This window comes from Lentimicrobium sp. L6 (assembly GCF_013166655.1).
Taxonomy (GTDB): Bacteria; Bacteroidota; Bacteroidia; order Bacteroidales; family UBA12170; genus UBA12170.
The window spans coordinates 21,578-41,595 of sequence record NZ_JABKCA010000022.1; the positions used below are offsets into that span (position 1 = coordinate 21,578).

14 protein-coding genes and 1 tRNA gene are annotated in these 20,018 nt (G+C 37.0%); 6 read left to right on the forward strand and 9 right to left on the reverse strand.

What is annotated here, in order from left to right:
• The first annotated feature begins 106 nt into the window (after positions 1 to 106).
• The 4 genes from HNS38_RS07425 to ygeW all read left to right on the forward strand — a co-directional run bounded on the left by HNS38_RS07425 (position 107) and on the right by ygeW (position 3,670).
• Entirely contained in the window at positions 107 to 562 is a 456-nt protein-coding gene (locus HNS38_RS07425; protein WP_172276827.1) for a GatB/YqeY domain-containing protein, read from the forward strand.
• A 146-nt stretch (positions 563 to 708) separates the two neighbouring features.
• Positions 709 to 781, forward strand: a tRNA-Pro gene (locus tag HNS38_RS07430).
• A 339-nt stretch (positions 782 to 1,120) separates the two neighbouring features.
• Positions 1,121 to 2,308, forward strand: a complete 1,188-nt coding sequence (locus HNS38_RS07435) for a YgeY family selenium metabolism-linked hydrolase (protein WP_172346217.1) — start codon at positions 1,121 to 1,123, stop codon at positions 2,306 to 2,308.
• A gap of 174 nt (positions 2,309 to 2,482) precedes the next feature.
• Positions 2,483 to 3,670, forward strand: a complete 1,188-nt coding sequence (ygeW, locus tag HNS38_RS07440; protein ID WP_172346218.1) for a knotted carbamoyltransferase YgeW — start codon at positions 2,483 to 2,485, stop codon at positions 3,668 to 3,670.
• Here the strand turns inward: ygeW and hydA are convergent.
• The 6 genes from hydA to ygfK all read right to left on the reverse strand — a co-directional run bounded on the left by hydA (position 3,638) and on the right by ygfK (position 15,263).
• Positions 3,638 to 4,885, reverse strand: a complete 1,248-nt coding sequence (gene hydA, locus HNS38_RS07445; protein ID WP_172346219.1) for a dihydropyrimidinase — start codon at positions 4,883 to 4,885, stop codon at positions 3,638 to 3,640. The two genes, ygeW and hydA, sit on opposite strands and share 33 nt — an antisense overlap.
• A gap of 197 nt (positions 4,886 to 5,082) precedes the next feature.
• On the reverse strand, positions 5,083 to 6,354 hold the full coding sequence (locus tag HNS38_RS07450) for an amidohydrolase family protein (protein WP_172346220.1): 1,272 nt from the start codon (positions 6,352 to 6,354) through the stop codon (positions 5,083 to 5,085).
• Between the two features lie 60 nt (positions 6,355 to 6,414).
• Positions 6,415 to 8,961, reverse strand: coding sequence for a selenium-dependent xanthine dehydrogenase (xdh, locus tag HNS38_RS07455; RefSeq protein WP_172346221.1), 2,547 nt, complete (start codon positions 8,959 to 8,961; stop codon positions 6,415 to 6,417).
• Entirely contained in the window at positions 8,958 to 10,196 is a 1,239-nt protein-coding gene (gene thrC / locus HNS38_RS07460) for a threonine synthase (protein WP_172346222.1), read from the reverse strand. Before thrC ends, xdh begins: the two co-directional genes overlap by 4 nt.
• A 349-nt stretch (positions 10,197 to 10,545) precedes the next feature.
• Positions 10,546 to 12,015 (reverse strand): pyridoxal-phosphate dependent enzyme, encoded by a 1,470-nt coding sequence (locus HNS38_RS07465; protein WP_216663661.1) that lies wholly within the window; start codon positions 12,013 to 12,015, stop codon positions 10,546 to 10,548.
• A gap of 26 nt (positions 12,016 to 12,041) precedes the next feature.
• Complete coding sequence (gene ygfK, locus HNS38_RS07470; protein WP_172276803.1) at positions 12,042 to 15,263, reverse strand: putative selenate reductase subunit YgfK; 3,222 nt, start codon at positions 15,261 to 15,263, stop codon at positions 12,042 to 12,044.
• Positions 15,264 to 15,362: 99 nt separating this feature from the next.
• Between ygfK and HNS38_RS07475 the strand changes: the two genes are divergently transcribed.
• Complete coding sequence (locus tag HNS38_RS07475; protein WP_172346223.1) at positions 15,363 to 16,004, forward strand: NTP transferase domain-containing protein; 642 nt, start codon at positions 15,363 to 15,365, stop codon at positions 16,002 to 16,004.
• A 174-nt stretch (positions 16,005 to 16,178) separates the two neighbouring features.
• Here HNS38_RS07475 and HNS38_RS07480 read toward each other — a convergent pair whose 3' ends face one another.
• Positions 16,179 to 16,544, reverse strand: a complete 366-nt coding sequence (locus tag HNS38_RS07480) for a hypothetical protein (RefSeq protein WP_172346224.1) — start codon at positions 16,542 to 16,544, stop codon at positions 16,179 to 16,181.
• Positions 16,545 to 16,595: 51 nt separating this feature from the next.
• Here HNS38_RS07480 and HNS38_RS07485 point away from each other — a divergent pair, with 51 nt between their 5' ends.
• Entirely contained in the window at positions 16,596 to 17,462 is an 867-nt protein-coding gene (locus HNS38_RS07485; protein WP_172346225.1) for a DMT family transporter, read from the forward strand.
• Between the two features lie 215 nt (positions 17,463 to 17,677).
• On the opposite strand, the gene HNS38_RS07490 is transcribed toward HNS38_RS07485, so the two are convergent.
• Both HNS38_RS07490 and HNS38_RS07495 read right to left on the reverse strand, forming a co-directional pair.
• Entirely contained in the window at positions 17,678 to 18,895 is a 1,218-nt protein-coding gene (locus HNS38_RS07490) for an NAD(P)/FAD-dependent oxidoreductase (RefSeq protein ID WP_172346226.1), read from the reverse strand.
• A 37-nt stretch (positions 18,896 to 18,932) separates the two neighbouring features.
• Positions 18,933 to 19,856: a DUF3137 domain-containing protein gene (locus tag HNS38_RS07495; protein WP_172276788.1), complete on the reverse strand. Its 924-nt coding sequence runs from the start codon at positions 19,854 to 19,856 to the stop codon at positions 18,933 to 18,935.
• Positions 19,857 to 20,018 lie beyond the last annotated feature (162 nt).

Consider the following 20,018-nt stretch of genomic DNA (forward strand, 5'->3'; position numbering starts at 1 on the left):
AGTATTAAATAGATGTCATTTATTGATTACAAACATCGTTTTACGAAAACACACAAACAACATACCAATAAACGCCTCTTTTATTATCTTTGCAAAAAATAATAATATGAGCTTAGAAATTTTAATCAATAACGATATTAAAGCTGCCATGATCAGCAAGGACAAGAAGAAATTAGGTGCATTAAGAGCTATAAAAGCCGCTCTTCTTCTTGAGAAAACCGGAAAAGACACCAATAGTGGCGAAATCCCTGAAACAGTGGAGCTTAAAATTTTACAAAAGTTGGTTAAGCAAAGAAGAGAATCTGCTGATATTTTTACCAAACAAAACAGACCTGAACTAGCAGAAGATGAAGTTTACGAAGCCGATATCATTCAAGCTTACCTTCCTCAACAAATGGATGAAGCTTCACTCAGAAAAGAGATAGCAGAAATCATTGAAATCACAGGTGCTTCTAGCATGAAAGACATGGGGAAATTGATGGGAATGGCCAGTAAAAAGTTTGCAGGAAAAGCCGATAGCAAAACCATAAGTAGCTTAGTAAAAGAGCTTTTATTGGGCTAATATTTTTTGGCTAAAAAAGCTTAGTCCATTTAATAATTCCATATATTTGCAGCCGCAATTCGAGGTTTATCTTACTATTTGGCTTTTGCATATTTTTCAAGAGTAGAAACCAAGATAAATCCCCCCTAAAATTGCAGCACAGAAATCGGGATGTGGCGCAGTTGGTAGCGCACTTGACTGGGGGTCAAGGGGTCGCAAGTTCAAGTCTTGTCATTCCGACATAAATTCAAAAAGAGTTATAGATTTATTCTATAGCTCTTTTTCTTTTTCACTCTATTTTGATAAAAAACTATTAGGGCGGAATAAGTGAGATTTATTTTGTTTTCCCAGTAACAACAACTTATAAACAAGGCGATTTTTTCTAAACCTATCTATCAAACAATCAGACCTTCATACCCAATAATTTCTTATATTTACAAGGAAGTATCTATTACCAATTACAAAGCAAGCCTGCTTGTATTTTGAATGAATGAAATATTCTATAAGTATTCGTACTTATTCACCATATTCATTTTCAAAATCCATGGTAGATACTAAAAACATTTTAATTCTAGTTATATGCAAAACACAATAGAACAAATAAAATCCTTATCAGAGAAATATCGAGATTATACCGCAGAGAATCTTTCTAAGCTGGTTAAAATAAAGTCTTTAAGCACGCAGGAAAAAGAAGTTCAGCTCGAACTCAAACGACAAATGGAGGAGGCTGGGTTTGATGAAGTGAGGATAGATGGCCTAGGCAATGTGATAGGAAGAATTGGTAATGGAAGCACAATATTAGCTATCGATGGTCACATGGACACAGTGGATAATGGAAATCTGAGTAACTGGGATTTCGATCCTCTCGGCGGGGAGATAAAAGATGGATATGTTCATGGCCGAGGCACCGTTGATCAAGAAGGAGGCCCTGCGGCTTTTGTTACTTCTGGAAGGATTTTAAAAGAACTTGGCTTCGATAAAGATTTGACTATATACTTTGTAGGAAGCGTAATGGAGGAAGATTGCGATGGACTATGCTGGAAATATTTGGTAGAAGAGGAAAAAATAAAACCCGACTTCGCCATCAGCACTGAACCTACCAATCTAAATATTTATCGTGGACATAGAGGAAGAATGGAAATGCATGTGAGTTTCTATGGAGTTTCTTCCCACGGCTCGGCTCCCGAAAGAGGCAAAAACGCCATTTATTTGGCTTCAAAAGTGGCTCTTGAAATTGAAAAGCTCAATGAACGATTGGCCTACGATGAGTTTTTAGGGAAAGGAAGCGTGACCATCTCTGAATTTGTTTCTGAAAGTCCATCACTATGCGCAGTTTCTGATTTTGCCAGATTACATTTAGATCGCCGCCTCACTTGGGGAGAAACTAAAGAATCTGCTGTAAAAGAAATTGAAGACCTTCTAGAAGGATTAAATGCCAAAGTTGAAGTATTAGACTATTCGGAGGAGGCCTATACTGGATTAACCTACGGCATGGAGAAATATTATCCAACCTGGAAAATCCCAGAAGACCATCAAGTGGTTCAAACGGGTGTACAAGCTTATGAGGCACTTTATGCCAAAAAACCAAAAGTCGACAAGTGGACCTTCTCAACCAATGGAGTAGTTATCAATGGCATATACAAAATTCCAATGATAGGTTTTGGTCCTGGAAACGAAGTTCTGGCTCATGCACCAAATGAAAAAGTGGCCATCAACGATTTAGTGATAGCCTCTGCATTTTACGCCGCATTTGCTTATAAGCTTTAAATCTTGAACAAAAACAGATTCCACTCAAAGAAATCGCAAAGAACTTTCGCAAAGAACGCATAAGAAAAAAAAGAGAAATGATTAGTCAGAATTGAATTTTTAAAAATTAAACATCAAACCTCTTAACCTTTATCAACTGATATCTATTCACTGTTAACTATTAACTTTTAAAATATGAACATACAAGACAAAATTAAAACCCTAGCTCAATTAGACACCGATCTATTCGGAAAAGACTTCTTATTAACCTGGGAAAAAAGCGACGATGAATTAAAAGCTATATTAGAAATTGCTGCCATTTTAAAACAAATGCGTGATGAGAATATCTCTCCAAAAGTATTCGACTCTGGTTTAGCCGTTTCCATATTTAGAGACAATTCCACCCGAACTCGTTTTTCTTTTGCCTCCGCTGCTAACCTCCTCGGAATGGCCGTGCAAGATATGGATGAAACCAAATCACAAATCGCCCACGGAGAGACCGTGAGAGAAACCGCGAACATGATCTCATTTCTTACAGATGCCATTGGAATCCGTGATGATATGTACCTTGGGGAAGGCCATAAATACATGCGTGAAGTAGCCGAAGCTTTAGATGAAGGTTATGAAAAGAAAGTACTTCCAAACCGCCCAGGAATTGTAAACTTACAATGTGATATGGATCACCCTACTCAATCCATGGCCGATTTATTACATCTTAAAAATGAGTTTGGTTCCTTAGAGAATTTAAAAGGAAAGAAAATAGTCATGAGCTGGGCTTACTCTCCTAGCTATGGAAAACCCATGTCGGTGCCACAAGGAATTATTGCATTGATGACTCGCTATGGAATGGATGTGGAATTGACCTATCCTGAAGGCTATGATTTAATTCCTGAAATCGTGGATATTGCGAAGGACAATGCGGAGAAAAGTGGTGGTTCTTTTAAAGTAAGTCATGATATGTCCAAAGCCATGAAAGATGCAGATATTGTATATCCTAAAAGTTGGGCACCTTTCCATATTATGCAAGAGCGTACAGAGTTATTGAAAAACAAAGACGTTGAAGGCTTAGAGAAATTGGAGCAGAAAGCTCTAGAAAATAATGCCAAGTTCAAAGACTGGGAGTACTCTGAGGAAATGCGCAAAACCACAAAAGATGGGGATGCTTTATATATGCATTGTCTGCCAGCAGATATTTCTGATGTTTCTTGTAAAGATGGAGAAGTAGAAGCAGAAGTATTTGAGAAATATAGAATCAAAACCTATCACGAAGCGGGTTTTAAACCTTATATTATTGCTGCTATGATGTTTGCCAATAAATTTAAAAATCCTGTCGCTGTATTGCAAGGAATTTTAGATTCTGGTGCCAAGCGGGTTCGCTTTTAGAGTTAGGGTCGTCGACCCGCTTTGCGGGTTGACGACCCTAATATCAGCATCGGAGCCAATAGCTATTTGGCCTTTTTGAGGAAATAGGCCAAAGGTTTTGGCTGCATTGGTGGATGTGATAGCTACGTATTCTTGTAGTGTGATTCTATTTTCTAAGACTCCATGTTTATAGATAAGGTTTAATCTTTGCTCCACTCCTCTTGTGCCATTGGGAATTTTTCTGAAATCGTCTTTTCCCAATGCTTTTTGTTCTTTGGTAAATGGACAGTGATCTGTTCCTATGGTGGAGACCACTCCAGATTTTATGGCTGCCCATAAGGCTTCTTGATCTTCTTTTTTTCTTGGAGGAGGGCTCATGATAAAATTAGCTGCTGTTTCAAAATCTTCTTCATAAATAGAGTCATCATAGAGCAAATATTGTGGACAAGTTTCAGCTATCACTTGCTGACCTTTATCCTGTGCTGCAGCTATATAAACCAGTGATTCTTTGGCCGAAACGTGAACTATGTAAATAGGACAATCGGCTTGTGTTGCTAATTCTATAGCTCTTTTTACGGCTTGTGCTTCCCATTTTGCTGGACGAGAAATGGCATGATACTTCGGACTTCTTTTATTTTCTGCATAAAGTCGATTTCTAGCCTCCTCTATTTTATCTCCCATTTCGCAATGTAGCGTTACCATTCCGCCATGTTTTGCTACTGCTTTCATTACTTTTAATAGCACATCATCGTCTAAGCCAATACTGTCTTTATAGGCCATATAGACTTTGAAACTTTTGTATCCATCTTTAATGCATTGCGCTATTTCTTGCTCCATGGAATCGCGCCATTCTATGGGACTCACATGAAAATAACAATCAATAAGGCTATTTCTTGCTTCCTCTTGACGTTCTTTTATGGCATCTTGAAGGCTTTGTCCTTTTTGGGGTGTTACAAAATCTATGATAGTGGTGGTTCCACCTTTGAATGCTGCTTTGCTTCCTGATTCAAAATCGTCGGCAGAGAAACCTGCTGGTGTTGGAAGATGCATGTGTACGTGAGGGTCTATTCCTCCTGGAAATACATATTTGCCTTCTGCGTCTATGATTTTAGCTTTTTTAGATTGGACCTTTAGTTCTTTTCCTATTTCTAAGATTTTTCCATTCTTGCAGAGGATGTCGGCGGAGTTTGTGGAATCTGCGTTTATGATATTTGCGTTTTTTATTAGTATTTCCATTTTAAATTTGCTTTGACAAAGCCTTTTTTAAATTATTCTTTCATTTTAATTTCATACATCGCAGATGAGGAGATGACTCTTTCCTGAATACTTTGGGCTGCTTTGAAAACCTTTTTTTACTTATCACCCAGCACTTTGTGCTGAGCTATAAATATTGCGCTGCTCTGCAGCTTTGATATTTCACAATGAAAAAAGCACTATAGCTTTTTCCAAAGTCTGTTGGCTTGTTCTTTTGTGAATTTCCAAACTTCTTCTTCATTTATGGTTTGGAGGATTCTATCTTTTATGATTAGTTTTCCATTTGAGATAACATCGGTAACCATGTTTGAGGACCAACCAAATATAAAATGCCCCAAGAAATTATTTTGATTAAAGTCTGTTGGGCTTGGATAATCAAGAATGACCAAGTTGTTTTCTCCATCTCCTTTGAAACCATTGATAGCTAAATAATGATGAACTTTTCTAAAACGCTCATAAGCAGAAACGAAATCGATATTGTCTTTTGCTTGCCCTGAGAAGAAAGCTGTTTGTGCAGAACGAATCATATCACTATGCATTCCATCAGTTCCCAGCATAATTCTATCTCCCAAGTTTTTTCCATTGAAAAGCCCCACATTATTATTCAAATTGCTTTCCATGTTCTGCACTACAAATGCTTTTCCGTCTCTAATCAAGTCCCGTTCCTTATTATCAATATGCAGACAATGACCTAAAATAGATTTTGAGGATTCTAAAACACCAAACTCGTTTAGTCTTTCCACCACTCGTTTGCCATGTTTCTGCAAACACTGCTCTTGGTCATAGAAATCTTCAGCTGTGTGGATATGAATGCCGGAATCTTTCTTCCTCATTAAATCTACAGCTCGTTTCATGGTTTCATCACCTACCGTAAAAGAAGCATGCAAGCCCACCAAAGCCTGATGATGATTCAGATATTCTTCACTTTCTTCTAAGCCCTCCTCAGCAATAGCAATGCCATCTCTGTCGGATATTTCATAACAAAGCAAATGGTCAACTCCTACTTTGTCAAAAGCTTTAGCCATGATTTCCAAGGAACCCTTCACATGATTTGGTGAGGCATGATGATCAATAACAAAAGTAGAACCAGATTTAGCACAGGCAATGGCCGTAGCCAAAGCACTGGCTTCAATCATCTCTTTATCCAATGATTTATCTAAATTCCACCAGATATACTGTAAAATCTCTAAAAAGTTATGCGGTGAATTCTTTGGAGCTGGCATTCCTCGACTTAAGGCAGAATAAGCATGGTGGTGGCCAACAGCGAAGGATTTGGTCACAAATCTCCCTTGACAATCGATAATCTGATCATCTTCAGAGATTGATATTTTATCAAAACCATCGAAAAACGCTAAGCTTTCATCGATTCCTTCATTTACTTTTATATTGGTGTCTGAGAATTCTAATGTTTCCCAGTTGATGTATTTTGTGTTTTTTAGGATTAGTGACATATTCTTAATCTTCAAATCGTTTAAAAGCCACAACTCGGGAGAGTTGTGCTACTTGTATTCTTATTTACTTAGTGGTAGTTTATATCTTCGTACTCCATCAAAGCTATAAAAAGCATTGGCCACAGCGGCAGCGGTTGGAACCAGTCCGATTTCTCCAATTCCCTTGGCTCCGTATGGACCCACAGGGTCTTTTACCTCTACTCCTTTCACTATGATTTCTGGAGTTTCATGAGCTCGTAGCACTCCCAATTGCCGCATTTTATCTGATACCAGAAATCCATCTTTCATGGGCAAATCTTCCGTTAAGGCATATCCCAAACCCATGTGAACTCCGCCTTCTATCTGACCTTCGAATAACATGGGATTCATGATTTTTCCGGCATCATGTGCCGCAACCATTTTTTCAATATTACCCTCCTCATTCAATACACAAAGTTGGGCAGCATATCCATAGGAATAGTGAATGATAGGATTTTCGACATCAGCTCCGGGCTTAGTGGTCCAGTCGCAAACAAAAGCACCTCTATAGGTTTTTCCTACCAATTGGAGGAGGGTATTTGTAGTTAAATCCTTCTTCAAATTTTGAGCCGCATTTATAACTGCCAATCCCACCAAAGCGGTGGCACGAGAAGAGGTAGTCATACCAGTTTTAATCTGAGCTTCGGTATCTACTTTTACTTCTATAATTGAAGGCGAAATCCCAGTTTCTTCACATAAGGTTTGGAGTGCCATATTATGAACACCCTGTCCCATCTCTGTCCAACCATGTTGTAATAAAACTTTATCTTCTGAGATGATTTCAATAATCACTTTAGATTCATCTTGCATTCCATTTCCAACACCTGAGTTTTTAATGGCACATGCTAAGCCCACAAATTTGTTTTCATAAAAATCCTCTTTCAGTGCATCTAGACATTGTCTTAATCCAACACCCTGTAATTGTTGCCCGGTGGAAGTTGTTAAACCATCCATCAATGCATTATCATAACGAAATTTCCATCGGTCAAAATTCCCTTGCTCACAAATATCATCTATACAACTTTCTAAAGCAAAAGCCACCTGATTGGCACCAAAACCACGCATGGCACCACAGGGAATATTATTGGTATAGACGGTCTTGGCTTCAATATCTATTTGCGGAATAAAATAACCACCAGAAGCATGACCAGCTACTCTTTCCATCACCTTCATTCCTACAGAAGCATAGGCTCCAGTATCTCCAACTGCTTTTAACTTTAAGGCGGTGAGCTTTCCTTCTTTATTAGCAGCCACAGAAATATCCATAAAAACAGGATGTCGTTTGGGGTGCAATATGATGGATTCTTCTCTCCTTAAGGTAATCTTTACCGGACGATTCATTAGAAACGAAAACAATGCAGTATGACCTTGGATGCTCAAATCTTCCTTACCACCAAAACCTCCACCATTTGGAACCAGAACCACTCTTACTTGTTCTTCTTGTAATCCTAAAATCATGGCCACTTGTCTACGGTCCTCATAAACACCTTGACTTTGACTAAACAATTCCATCCCTCCTTTTCCATCGGGACGAGCCACGGCAGCTTCTTTTTCTAGAAATGCATGCTCTATTCTTTGGGTTTCATAATTCCCAGAACTTACAAAGGCAGATTCCTCAATGGCTTTGTCAGCATCACCAATGGTAAACTGACAAGTATCGAAATGATTGGGTCTTTCTTGATGTACAGCTGCTCCATCAATGGCTTTAAAAACATCGGTTTCTGGTTCAAGCACCTCATAATCTACTTCAATAAGTGCAATAGCTTCTCTGGCAATTTGATCGGAATCGGCAATCACACCAACAATAACATCCCCAATGAAATGCGTAGTCTTGCCCTCCTCTATCATCACCGACCAATCCTGTAAAATCAACCCCACAACCTTCTCACCTGGTATGTCTTTAGCTAATACCACACGATGGACACCGGGATATCTTTCTGCCTCAGCAGTGTTTATTTTCAGCACCTTAGCCTTGGGATAATCGGAAAATTTTAATGCGGCAAATAACATATCATCAAAGAAGATATCATCCACAAAATCTCGTTGACCGATAGCTGTTTCATAAGCTTGATATTTAGGCTCAGCTACACCAATCTTACCTGAAGTCTGAGTTACTTCTAAGGACTTATTTTCACAAATATGCGCACCTGCATATTGAATGGCCTCCTCAATTTTTTTATATCCCGTACAACGGCAAAGATGAGGCTTTATAGCTTTTTGAATTTCTTCGATACTAGGATTGGGATTATTCTGTAATAAGACTTTGGTTCTACTTATAAATCCTGGAGAACAAAAACCACATTGCACTGCACCTTTATTTACAAATGCCTTAGCGATGGTATCTAAAACATATTTCGGAAATCCTTCAGGAGTGAATATCTCAGCCCCATCGAGTCTTTGCATTTTGGTCACGCAAGATAAAACTGCTTTACCATTGACTTCCACTGTACAAGCCCCACAGGCCGCTTGCCCTGAACAGCCATCTTTAACCGCTGTTAGATGTTGGTCTAGACGTAAATACGACAATAAGGATTGATTCAAATCTCCATCGTAATGATGTTTTTCTCCGTTTAATGTGAAATTAATCATGACATTAAGTTTTTAAGTTCATCTAAGGATGGTTTTATAGATTTTGGCATATTGATGATTTGGCTGATGGCTTTTAAATCTTTAAGTCCGCTACCCGTCAGCAAGACTATGACTGAGGAGTCTTTTGGAATTAGATTTTGAGATTTCCATTTTTCAAATCCAGCAAAAGCAGCAGAAGCAGCAGGCTCAGCAAACAAGCCTGTTTCTTTAGACAAAATAGAGGATGCTTTTAAAATTTCTTGATCGCTAACAGTCAACCATTTTCCAATATAATTTTGAATAAATTGTTGAGCCATATTAAAGTTTCGAGGAATATCCACAGAAATGGAATCCGCCACGGTATGGCTTTCCTCTACATGAAAAGTTTTACAACCAATATTTCGGACTAGATTATCACTATTCTCAGCTTGAACTGCTATTATGGTGGGTAATTTATTGATGATTCCCAATTTCAACAAATCTTCGAAGCCTTTATATACTCCACTGATAATAACCCCATCACCCACAGGAACGAAGATGAAATCAGGAATCTCCTCTCCCATTTGTTCAAATAACTCATAGGAAACGGTTTTCTTTCCTTCAATAGTCAAGGGATTAAAGGCAGTATTTCGATTATACCACCCAAACTCTTCTGTGGCTTTTATACTGAAATCGAATGCATCATCATAAGTTCCTTTTACTGGAACTATCTGCGCACCATACATTAAAATCTGACTCAATTTTGCTATTGGAGCTGCTTCTGGAACCATAATAATGGCCTTTTGATTTTGGGCAGCGCAAATTCCGGCTAAGGAAGAACCCGCATTTCCTGTTGAAGCAGCAACAATAGTTTCAAAACCCTGTTCCTTTGCATAAGCAGAAACTACTGCCGAAGCTCTATCTTTAAAGGAATAAGTAGGATTCTGGGAATCGTCTTTTAGGAAAAGTCTGAAATTGAGTATTTCATTCTCAAACTTCTTGATACAGTATAATGGAGTTTGTCCTACTCTAAGATTGGGTAGGCTTTCTAGGTTTTGAATGGGTAATAAATCTAGGAATTGATTTTGTTTAAGGGTTTTAAAATCCACTCCTTTGTCCTGCATCTTCTTGTAATTATAAATTGCTTTAAGAACTCCCTTTGGAGGTTGATCTGTTGGGGCATCTTTACTACATATTGGACAGAGATATTTTGTTTCGGATTCCTTGTGTGTTTTTCCGCAGTCGGTACATTGGTAGTGGAACTTTGAGTTAACCATTTAATTTCGTTTTTTATTACTTCTATTCTCATACAAAGCCGCAGAGACGCAAAGAGTAATCTAATATACTAACAAATCTGCAATTTATTTACAAAACATAAGCTCTAGCGGATTTTCAATTTGCTACTAACAAAACACATCGGATTACAAATCCGATGGAGCGCAATGCCCGAGTTAATAGTTTAAACAAGAAAGCTTGAATTACTCACAAATAGTACAGCTTGTTTTGTGTTCGTGAGCTCCTTTCAGTCGGTTCGAGACTTGTACAGCCTTCTATATGTGAGTTTACTTTCCTTAAACGACCATTTAGAAGGCGAGCCTAATGATTAAGTCAAGCTTTATTGGAAAACTAATTATACTCTTTTGCTACTCCTGTCCTCTCGTTAAACGCTTCTATCTTTTCATCCCATTCGTCTACTTTGGCGTATCGTGATTTCCAATAATTCTCATCATACCATTGGGCATTGAGTTCTTCTACTGTTTTTCCTTGCTGTTCTATCCATGTGAAATATTTAAGATTGTGCATTCGCTTCTTCTCGTAATAATTCATTTCAATCATGTGATCGATATTTAAGCCTAACATATCTGCTTCAAAACTAACGGCTGCATCTCTATTGGTAAACTCACCATGAAGTTCTTTCTCTTCAGTTAAGCGTGATTGATACATTTCCATGGAATCTGTAGCAACAGAGAATACCACATCGTTCTCTGTCATCTCATAATACTTAGCCAACTTAATAGAACCCATCAAATTAGCAATGGAAGAAATTCCTAAATGATGAAGATGATCAACTACTGTTGGATCTATTTTCAATTCATTCTTTAAATAATCGTGGCCTGCTTTCTCATTAAACAAGCGCATCAATCGGATGTTAGGATTATCATCGATTCCAGCTACCATATCCATATTTCTGATATTATGTATCCATGGAACATGCTTATCACCTATACCTTCGATACGGTGCTCTCCATATCCATTTTCCAATAAAGTAGGACATTGCAAAGCTTCTCCAGCACAGACTTTAAGGTTTGGATATACCTCTCTTAAATAATCGGCACTACCCAAAGTACCAGCAGAACCTTGAGTGAGGAACATTCCAGCAAAGCGATCTCCATCATTTTTTACTTGATTAAAAACCTCCTCCATGGCATGACCAGTTACCGCATAATGCCATAATGGATTTCCTATTTCTTCAAACTGATTGAGATTAACAATACTATCTCCTCTTTCGGCTTGTAATTCTTTTACTTTATCGTAAATCTCCTTCACATTACTTTCGGTTCCAGGAGTCGCAAAAACCTCAGCTCCTACTTTGTGTAACCAATCGAAACGCTCTTTGGACATTCCTTCTGGTAAAACAGCAATGGATTCACAACCTAAAAGGTAGGAATCGTATGCTCCTCCTCTACAGTAATTTCCGGTAGATGGCCAAAGTGCTTTTTGTCGAGTGGGATCGAAACGCCCATCGATTAGCTTCTCTACCAAAGGTCCAAATGTAGCACCTACTTTATGTGCTCCAGTTGGAAAATATTTTCCAATTAATAAGATAACCCTTGCTTTTGTTCCTGTGAGTTCAGAAGGCAGTTCCAAAAAATTCACATCTCCAAAACCTCCACCCGATTTCACCGGTTCATTCTTCCAGTTGATACGAAATAAATTCAGAGAGTTTAAATCCCACAATCCTATATTTTTTAGTTTATCCTTGATCTTTTCTGGTATCAGATCCGGATTTCTCATTTGTTTATAAGTTGGTAATATAATATGTCTTTCACGACATCTCTGAATAGTGTTTTTTAATACAGATTCGTTAGTGCTCATCATTTTCGTATTTATATGTTCTCTATTTATTTTCTTAAAAAATCTTTGGCTCCTTGCAGTAGCAAACTCATTTGAGCGGCTATGGATAAGTCAATTTCGAAGTTTGTTTTTTCTTTTATTTTTATTTCAATAGGCTGAATGTTTTTATCTAGTGTTAAACGATAGTTTTGTGTTTCAAATTCTAAGGACCCCTCCTTATATCTTAAGTTATATTTATTTTGTTCTTTATAAAACAGGAGTTCTGTTATTCCTCCTTCTGTATTCAAATAACAACCCTCTTTTTCTTTCTCAAATTCCTCGATTGTTAAGTATAAATGTGGTTTTTCTTGATATGGAGCTCCTGAAGAAGGACAGAAAGTATTACAGTTTCCGCATTGATTACACCAATCGGCTATATGAAGAATTTGCTGTGATTGACTTATATTAAAAGGATACGCTTCTTCTTTCTCCATTTCCCCTTGTCTAACTTTAATATTTTGAAGCTGGAGATTTTGAGGAGTCACTGCATAGGCATGGAAAGCTAAATTTGGACAAACCGTGGTGCAAATATTACAAACTTCATCGCATAATAGGCAACGAGAAGCCTCTTCCATGGCTTGTTCCTTAGTCAAGGTAGTTGAAACGAGTTTAAAATTCTTCCTGTCATTGAGATTTGTTTCAATGGGTGTTTGAGCCGCTATTCTCTTGGATTTCTTTAGCATCAATTCCTTGACAGACTTGGCTTCTCTTTTCTCTTGATGTACAGAAACATATTCCAAACCTAGATTTTCTAGAATTTCCTGAGCTGCTTTTCTTCCATCTCCAATGGCATTGATGGCTGTTGAGGCGCCACGCAAAGCATCACCTCCAATATACACTTGAGGAAGCTTGGTTTGATATTTTCCTTTTTGAATTTTTAATTCATCAGCTGTAGCAAAATCTATATCTAAATCTTGGCCAATAGCAGGAATGATGGTATCAGCTAAGATTTCAAAATCAGAACCTGTTATCTCTGTGATAGAAGCTCTTCCCGACTCGTCTTTCTTCCCCAAACTCATTTTACAACAAAGTAAGGATTGTACCTTGCCATTCTCAGTCTTGATTTCTAATGGAGCAGCGAGTTGAACGATTTCAACACCCTCCTCTAAAACGGCTTTTATTTCGCCCAAATCAGCTGGCATTTGCTTGATGGTTCTTCTGTAAACGATAGTTACTTTTCCATTCTTGCCAACCATTCTATAAGCTGTTCTGGCAGCATCCATAGCTGTATTCCCCCCACCGATGATGATGACGTTCTTTGCTATTCCACTAGGTTTATTATCTTTTACTTTGAAGAGAAAATCTAAGGGATCTAAAACACCCTCCGCTTTTATTCCATCAATATTTAAAGCTTTTGAGACCTGAGCTCCAGCACCAATAAAGATGGCCTGATTCTCCTTTTGAAGCTTTTGAAATTCTTGCTTCTTAATTAGATGATTATAATGAACCTTTACACCTGCATCTATAATTTTTTGCATATCGAAACCGATGGCCTCATCGGTCAATCGGAAGGAAGGGATAGCACCAGATGCCATTCCACCACCTTGCTCTTTTGACTCGTAAACATTTACTTCTACACCAGCAATGGCTAAATAATAAGCACAAGATAAGCCTGCGGGTCCAGCTCCAATAATGGCTGCTTTTTTATCTCCAATTTTTTCTTGATGCCCTCCTCCGTTCTTCTTAGCCTCTTCTGCTATAAATCTTTTTATTTCTCTTATGAGTAAAGGGCTGTCATAATTGATTCTGGTACATTTCGTTTGACAAAGGTGATCACAAACCATTCCTGTTGTTAATGGAAAAGGATTGGTTTCCTTAATGACTTGTGCTGCTTTTTCAAAATCGCCTTTTGCAGTATAATGCATATAATCAGGGATGCCTTGATTGGTTGGACAAGTATCCACACATGGCGCATGAGCACAATCGAAATATCCGAGTTCTCTATCGGTTTTGATACTTGGATCGTTAAATCCATTCTTCTTATAGGCCTTATTATTCTTTAATTCTTCTATATATTTTTCCAAATAATCGAAAGAGGATTCTGCTTTCTCAATTTTTTCTAGAGCTTGAATATACTGTTGCAATCTGGTATATCCACCAGGTTTCAAGAGGTCACTACAAACGGTAACTGGTGACAATCCGCAATTTATTATATCTTGAATATTAAAAGCATCAGCACCACCAGAAAAGGAAATATCCAATTCATTATTGAATTCTTTTTGGAGTTTATAGGCCACATTCATGGATATCACATGCAAAGCCTTTCCACTCATATACATCATTTCCTCATTTGAAGGAAATACTTCTTTATGATTGGCACTCTCCAAAGTATTGGTGAGCTTTAAACTGAAACAAACATCTTGTTCTTTTGCCTTAGTACTAAGGTTTTTGATGATTCCGAGCGCATCTTTATATTTTAAATCGTGCTCAAAAGCAATATCTGGAACCTGAGTTTCAAATCCCGATGCTTTCATTATTTCATGCAGCTTTTCCTTTCCTAAAAGTGTAGGATTTAGTTTAATGGCAGTGTGAATCTTCTTTTCCGTGATCAGATACGCTCCAATTTTTTCAATTTCATCAGAAGGACAACCATGCATAGTGGATAGCGTGATATTATTAGAAAGTTGAGGATTAATTGACAAATTCAAAACATTGGGATAAATATGTTTAATGCTTTCTATCTTTTCAACTAATTCGTCAGAAGCATCATCCATCTTCTCGAAAAACCACTGCACATTATCTTTGAGGATGCCTTCGTAATTATAACCTATACTCATATTGAAAATAAGTCCAGGTTCTATGGAATCCATCCAGCCGAATTTGTCTCTTAAGATATGAATGATAATCCAAGCATTTAAATACTGCTTAAAGGATTGATGTATTTTCAATTCCTGAGACCACTCGCAATTATAACCTTCGTCTTGCATGTCGATACAAGGTTTAGAAACCTCAAGTTCATCGAGTGTTTGAATGGTTTTGAGCTCAATAAAACGAGCGCCAGTTAACCAAGCTGCAATAATATTTTGTGCCATTTGAGAGTGAGGCCCTGCAGCTACGCCAATTGGCGTTTCTAATAAATCACCAAACCTTTCACCATGAATTTCTTTATGGTTTAAAGGATTAAAAAACTGTTCCTCTTGGATTCCGAAAATAGATTTGTTGCTGTCATATTGCTTCAAAATGATTTCTAATAATGAAGCCAATGATATAGTGGAAAAATAATCTGTCATATGCTATAAATATTGACCTGTAAATTTAATAAAAAGTCTTGAATATGCTTTATTTACACTATTTTTGAAATCTTATTTAGATTTTGTCTAGAAAGAATTATGGATTATAATATGCAAATCGACTGTTCAGTCATTATTTTAGCTGCAGGATATTCATCGAGGATGGGTAGTCCTAAATTTGCGCTGGCGATTAACTCGCAAAGCAACTTTCTCGAAAACATCATTCATCAGTATTTAAATATTGGAATTCGAAACATTATTGTGGTTCTAAACTCCGAAGGGGAAAAATATATTGAGCAACATCCTCTAAGAATTTCTAATCCTATTCAGTTAATCATCAATGAACATCCTGAATATGAAAAGTTTTATTCTTTGAAACTTGGGCTTTCTGCTCTTGAAAATAATGGTTATTCTTTCATTCATCCTAGTGATTTGCCTGTAGTTGAGGAAAGTACATTGAAAGAGATTTATGGTAAAAGAGAAGAGGCCGATTTTGTAAAACCTGTCTTCAATAAAAAAGGTGGCCATCCTATTTTATTGTCTCCTAGGCTAATAAAAGAATTGGTGAATGAGAAGAAGGGGGATTGGAAGCTGAACGAGTTTCTTGGGGAATATTCAAGCTGTTCGGTTGAGGTGGATGATGTGGGGATTCTTGATAATATTAATAGTCGGGAGGAATATTTGGTGTTTTTGGAGAAGATAAAAAAGGAGAACACAGATGACACTGATTTTGCGGATTAGCACAGAAAAACTCAGATAATATTTATTGACATACCCCCCTCATGTTTTCATACAAGGTAGCTTAACCAAAATAAATCATTGGTTTATATCTGAATATTTTATTTCACGCAAAGAAAACGCAAAGGAATTCGCAAAGTTCGCTAAAGGATTAATCCTTCGGAATACAGCTTAAACTCAGTTATCATTTAAATGATCTAAAATCAAGGACTGGTTAAGCTTCAATAAATCTAAAATCATCTCCTTCATCACTTCTGGATATTGTTCTTCTCTGGTTTCTGTATTACAAAAACAGGAATAGACAGCGGATTCTTCTACATAATTATTAAGAGATAAATCTATATCATTGATTTGAATCTCTAAATACTCTTCAAACAAACCTAAATCTTCTGAGATTATCACTCCTGCTGCCAGAATTTTGAAGGTTTTGATTTGGATTCCCAGCTTTTGAGCCAAAGGAATGAAAAGAGCATTATTGAGCTGCTGTTCAAATTCTTTATTTATAGAAATGCCTTTAAGCTTAGTTGTGATTTTAGTTTTCATGGGGAAATATTGGGTCACAAATTTAATGATAAAAGATTTACATTTGCGCCCATGATATATCTACTGCTTAGCATACTTTCATCAACTACTATTGCCATTATTTTTAAATTAATGGACAATAAAAACGTGGCTTTATTACCTGTGATTGTATTGAATTATTTTTCGGCTCTCACTGCTGGCTTATTGCTATTCGATGGCGAATTGAGTTTATCATACATCCTCAATAGCCCATGGATTTATATTTCTTTTGTCATTGGTAGTTTATTGATCATTGGCTTTTATTTGATTGGATATACCACCCAAAAAGCAGGAATTGCTGTTGCGACTATTGCCAATAAGATGTCGGTGATTATTCCCATACTATTTTCTATTTTATACTTTTCGGAGGAGTCTAGTATTTTAAAAACTCTTGGGATTATTCTAGCAGTAGTATCTGTGGTATTGGCGGTGTTAAAGAAGAACGAGTCTGGCGAGCAAAAGAAGTTTTCACTTCTCCCCTTATTGATGTTTTTGGTGATTGGAGTGATTGATTCTGCCGTGAAGCTAGCACAACATAGTTATGTGAGTGATGGAGATGTGAGCCTTTTTACTTCTTTTAGTTTTGGATTGGCGGGAATTATTGGCATCATCATTTTGAGTTTTAATCCTAAAGAATGGAAGAGTTTTGGGAACCCACTGGTTTGGATTTTTGGGGTTTTAATTGGTCTTGCTAATTTTGGAAGTATGTACTTTTTAATTTTAGCACTCAATCATAGTGGTTTTGATAGTTCTATTGTTTATGGCTTGAATAATATGGGAATTATTATGGCTTCTATTGCCATTGCTATGATGTTCTTTAGAGAGAAGCTGAGCCGTGTGAATATTATTGGAGTGGTATTGGCTTTGGTTTCTGTGGCTATACTTACTTTGTTGGTTTAGATTATAGTCCGCTAATTTTCGCTGATTTGGCTAATTTTCACGAATTATCAAAATTGGAAGGGTGTTATGATTACATGAATTTAAGATTTCACGCAAAGAAAACGCAAAGGGAAAAATACGCAAAATATCGCAAAGAGGAAATAGAGTGATTAATGTATTTGTGAAATTCAAATATCATTCCTAATCCAATAATATTCGTGCATTCGTGGCCAAAATTATTCCCCAAGCCTCCCAGCAATAAAACCAGTGGTCCAAGCACCTTGGAAATTATAGCCTCCGGTGATGGCGTCTATATCTAGAACTTCGCCGGCAAAGTAGAGGTTTTTCACTACTTTACTTTGCATGGTTTTGAAATCGACATCTTCTAGACTGACTCCTCCACAGGTCACAAACTCGTCGCGGAAGGTAGTTTTTCCTTGAACAGAATAGATATCGTTAGTGAGGATGTTTATCAACTTATTGACTCCTTTTTTGGAAAGGTCACCCCACTTTTTCTTCTCGTCCAACTCACATTTTTCTACTAAATACAACCACAGTCTTTCTGGCAAGAGATAGGGTCGATAATTAGCTAAAATCTTCTTGGGATGCTCCTCTACTATCTTATCTAATTCTTGTTTTACTCTATCATTATTTATTTCGTGCACCCAATTAATCTGAACTTTAAAGTCATAATTCTGCTCGCTTAAATATCGAGCTCCAAAGGAAGACAGTACTAATATTGCGGGCCCACTCATTCCCCAATGCGTGATGAGAAGCGGCCCTTCAGCTTTCATCTTGGTTCCTTGAATATTAGTCATGGCATTTTCCACCACAATTCCCATCAACTTAGTAATGGATTCTTTGGGCATATTAAAAGTAAATAATGACGGAATCGGACTTTCTATTTTATGACCTAAATTGGCAAGCCAATCTAGTCCTTTACGTTGGGGTGAACCACCAGTAGTCGCAATTACTTTATCAAAAACTTGTGAAGAATGTCTATCATCAGCAAAATAGATTTTTATTTTCTCGTCAACTTGCTTAATGGACTCAACAGCTGCACCAAACTTTATGGTCACTCCTAATCTTTTGGCTTCATTGAGGAAACAATCAATAATGACTTGAGAATCTTGTGCCACAGGGAAAACACACCTATCTTCTTGGATAAGCGTTTCTACTCCTCTGTCTAACAACCATTTTTGCATGGTTTTATTATTAAATATAGGAAAGAGTTTTTTTAGTTTTTTCCCTCCTCTAGGATAAGCCTTTACCAATTCGGCAATGGAATCTACGCCATTGGTGACATTACAACGCCCTCCTCCAGAAATCTTTAATTTGGATAAGACCTTTTGCGATTTCTCAAAAACAATAACCTCTGCATTGGGATGATTTACTTTGACCTGAATGGCCGAAAACATTCCCGCTGCTCCTCCTCCAATAATGGCAACTTTCATATTCTTCCTGCTATTTTTCTATGCAAAGATCGTTAAATTACCTTTTAGACCAAATGCGCATGTTTAAATCTAAATCCTTCACAATATCGGTAAACAATAGCACTGGCGCTATTGATTTTGAAACAAAAGATAAATCAATGGGTTTAAAGATAGAAGGTTCGAACAAATCTTTTATCATGGGAATGGTGCAGTATAAACGATTCTTCACAAAAGAAATAGACAAATTCTTACCCACCTTTTCCCCATAATCAATAATACGTTCCATCATAACAGGGGTCAAAATATACCTTGCCTCAGTTTGGTTATTGGACAAGGTCTGGAATTTATCATCAAATTCCAAGTTCTCAAGCTTAACTTCAGATAAATCATCTGTCATTAGTTTGCGAATTCGCTTGAGTAAAGTAGAAGATTTTCTTTCAATCACAAAGGTTTCAGATTTAAAGTATTTATTAAACGAGGATGTGATAAATACTCCATTAAAAACAAGACTGTCTCGATTTTTATAGACAGAAGTTTCGCAAAACATCATCTTCACTTTACCTAGAGTAAAGCGCATAAAATCTTCCCCATAAATATTATCTATATGATTCGGGAACAGCTTACTTTCCATCAAAACAGGCTTTGCTATTTTCTGCTTGGCAATGTATTCAAAATCTTCAAAATAGAAAGCTATTGCCTTTTTTAGAAGGTGTTTTTTATATCGAAATTTCAAATACCTATGAGTCGCTAAATACTTTTGAAAAGCAGACCCTAAAAACAATACACTTGGCAAGGCCGCAAAAAATATAATAGGACCATATTTAGTAATTGTTGATAAAAAGAATAATGGAAGTAAAGCCAAAGACAATAACAACCTTCGTCTAATTATTTTTCTGCCTTTAAGCCTATAATCCTCCAGAAAAGTAGCTGCTTTGTTTAGTTCTGAATGATAAAATTTATGAAAGTCTTCTTTTGATTCCATTATAAAAGATTATTTGAGGTGTTTTGATAAGTACTTATTCTAAACTAGAAAACAAATACCTAAGATCATGATATGTAATCTTTTTCCGTTTTCCCCAGCCCCAAGGGGAGCGAAAAAAGCATGCTTAAAAACAATTAGCTCAACAGTTTATTAGAAAACAAA

What these genes read in the sequence shown, in the direction of transcription:
- HNS38_RS07465 (WP_216663661.1), bottom strand. Translation starts at nt 12,015, where the DNA reads ATGAGCACTAACGAATCTGTATTAAAAAACACTATTCAGAGATGTCGT.
- ygeW (WP_172346218.1), top strand. Translation starts at nt 2,483, where the DNA reads ATGAACATACAAGACAAAATTAAAACCCTAGCTCAATTAGACACCGAT.
- HNS38_RS07485 (WP_172346225.1), top strand. Translation starts at nt 16,596, where the DNA reads ATGATATATCTACTGCTTAGCATACTTTCATCAACTACTATTGCCATT.
- HNS38_RS07435 (WP_172346217.1), top strand. Translation starts at nt 1,121, where the DNA reads ATGCAAAACACAATAGAACAAATAAAATCCTTATCAGAGAAATATCGA.
- hydA (WP_172346219.1), bottom strand. Translation starts at nt 4,885, where the DNA reads ATGGAAATACTAATAAAAAACGCAAATATCATAAACGCAGATTCCACA.
- HNS38_RS07495 (WP_172276788.1), bottom strand. Translation starts at nt 19,856, where the DNA reads ATGGAATCAAAAGAAGACTTTCATAAATTTTATCATTCAGAACTAAAC.
- thrC (WP_172346222.1), bottom strand. Translation starts at nt 10,196, where the DNA reads ATGGTTAACTCAAAGTTCCACTACCAATGTACCGACTGCGGAAAAACA.
- HNS38_RS07490 (WP_172346226.1), bottom strand. Translation starts at nt 18,895, where the DNA reads ATGAAAGTTGCCATTATTGGAGGAGGAGCAGCGGGAATGTTTTCGGCC.
- HNS38_RS07425 (WP_172276827.1), top strand. Translation starts at nt 107, where the DNA reads ATGAGCTTAGAAATTTTAATCAATAACGATATTAAAGCTGCCATGATC.
- HNS38_RS07475 (WP_172346223.1), top strand. Translation starts at nt 15,363, where the DNA reads ATGGATTATAATATGCAAATCGACTGTTCAGTCATTATTTTAGCTGCA.
- xdh (WP_172346221.1), bottom strand. Translation starts at nt 8,961, where the DNA reads ATGATTAATTTCACATTAAACGGAGAAAAACATCATTACGATGGAGAT.
- HNS38_RS07480 (WP_172346224.1), bottom strand. Translation starts at nt 16,544, where the DNA reads ATGAAAACTAAAATCACAACTAAGCTTAAAGGCATTTCTATAAATAAA.
- ygfK (WP_172276803.1), bottom strand. Translation starts at nt 15,263, where the DNA reads ATGACAGATTATTTTTCCACTATATCATTGGCTTCATTATTAGAAATC.
- HNS38_RS07450 (WP_172346220.1), bottom strand. Translation starts at nt 6,354, where the DNA reads ATGTCACTAATCCTAAAAAACACAAAATACATCAACTGGGAAACATTA.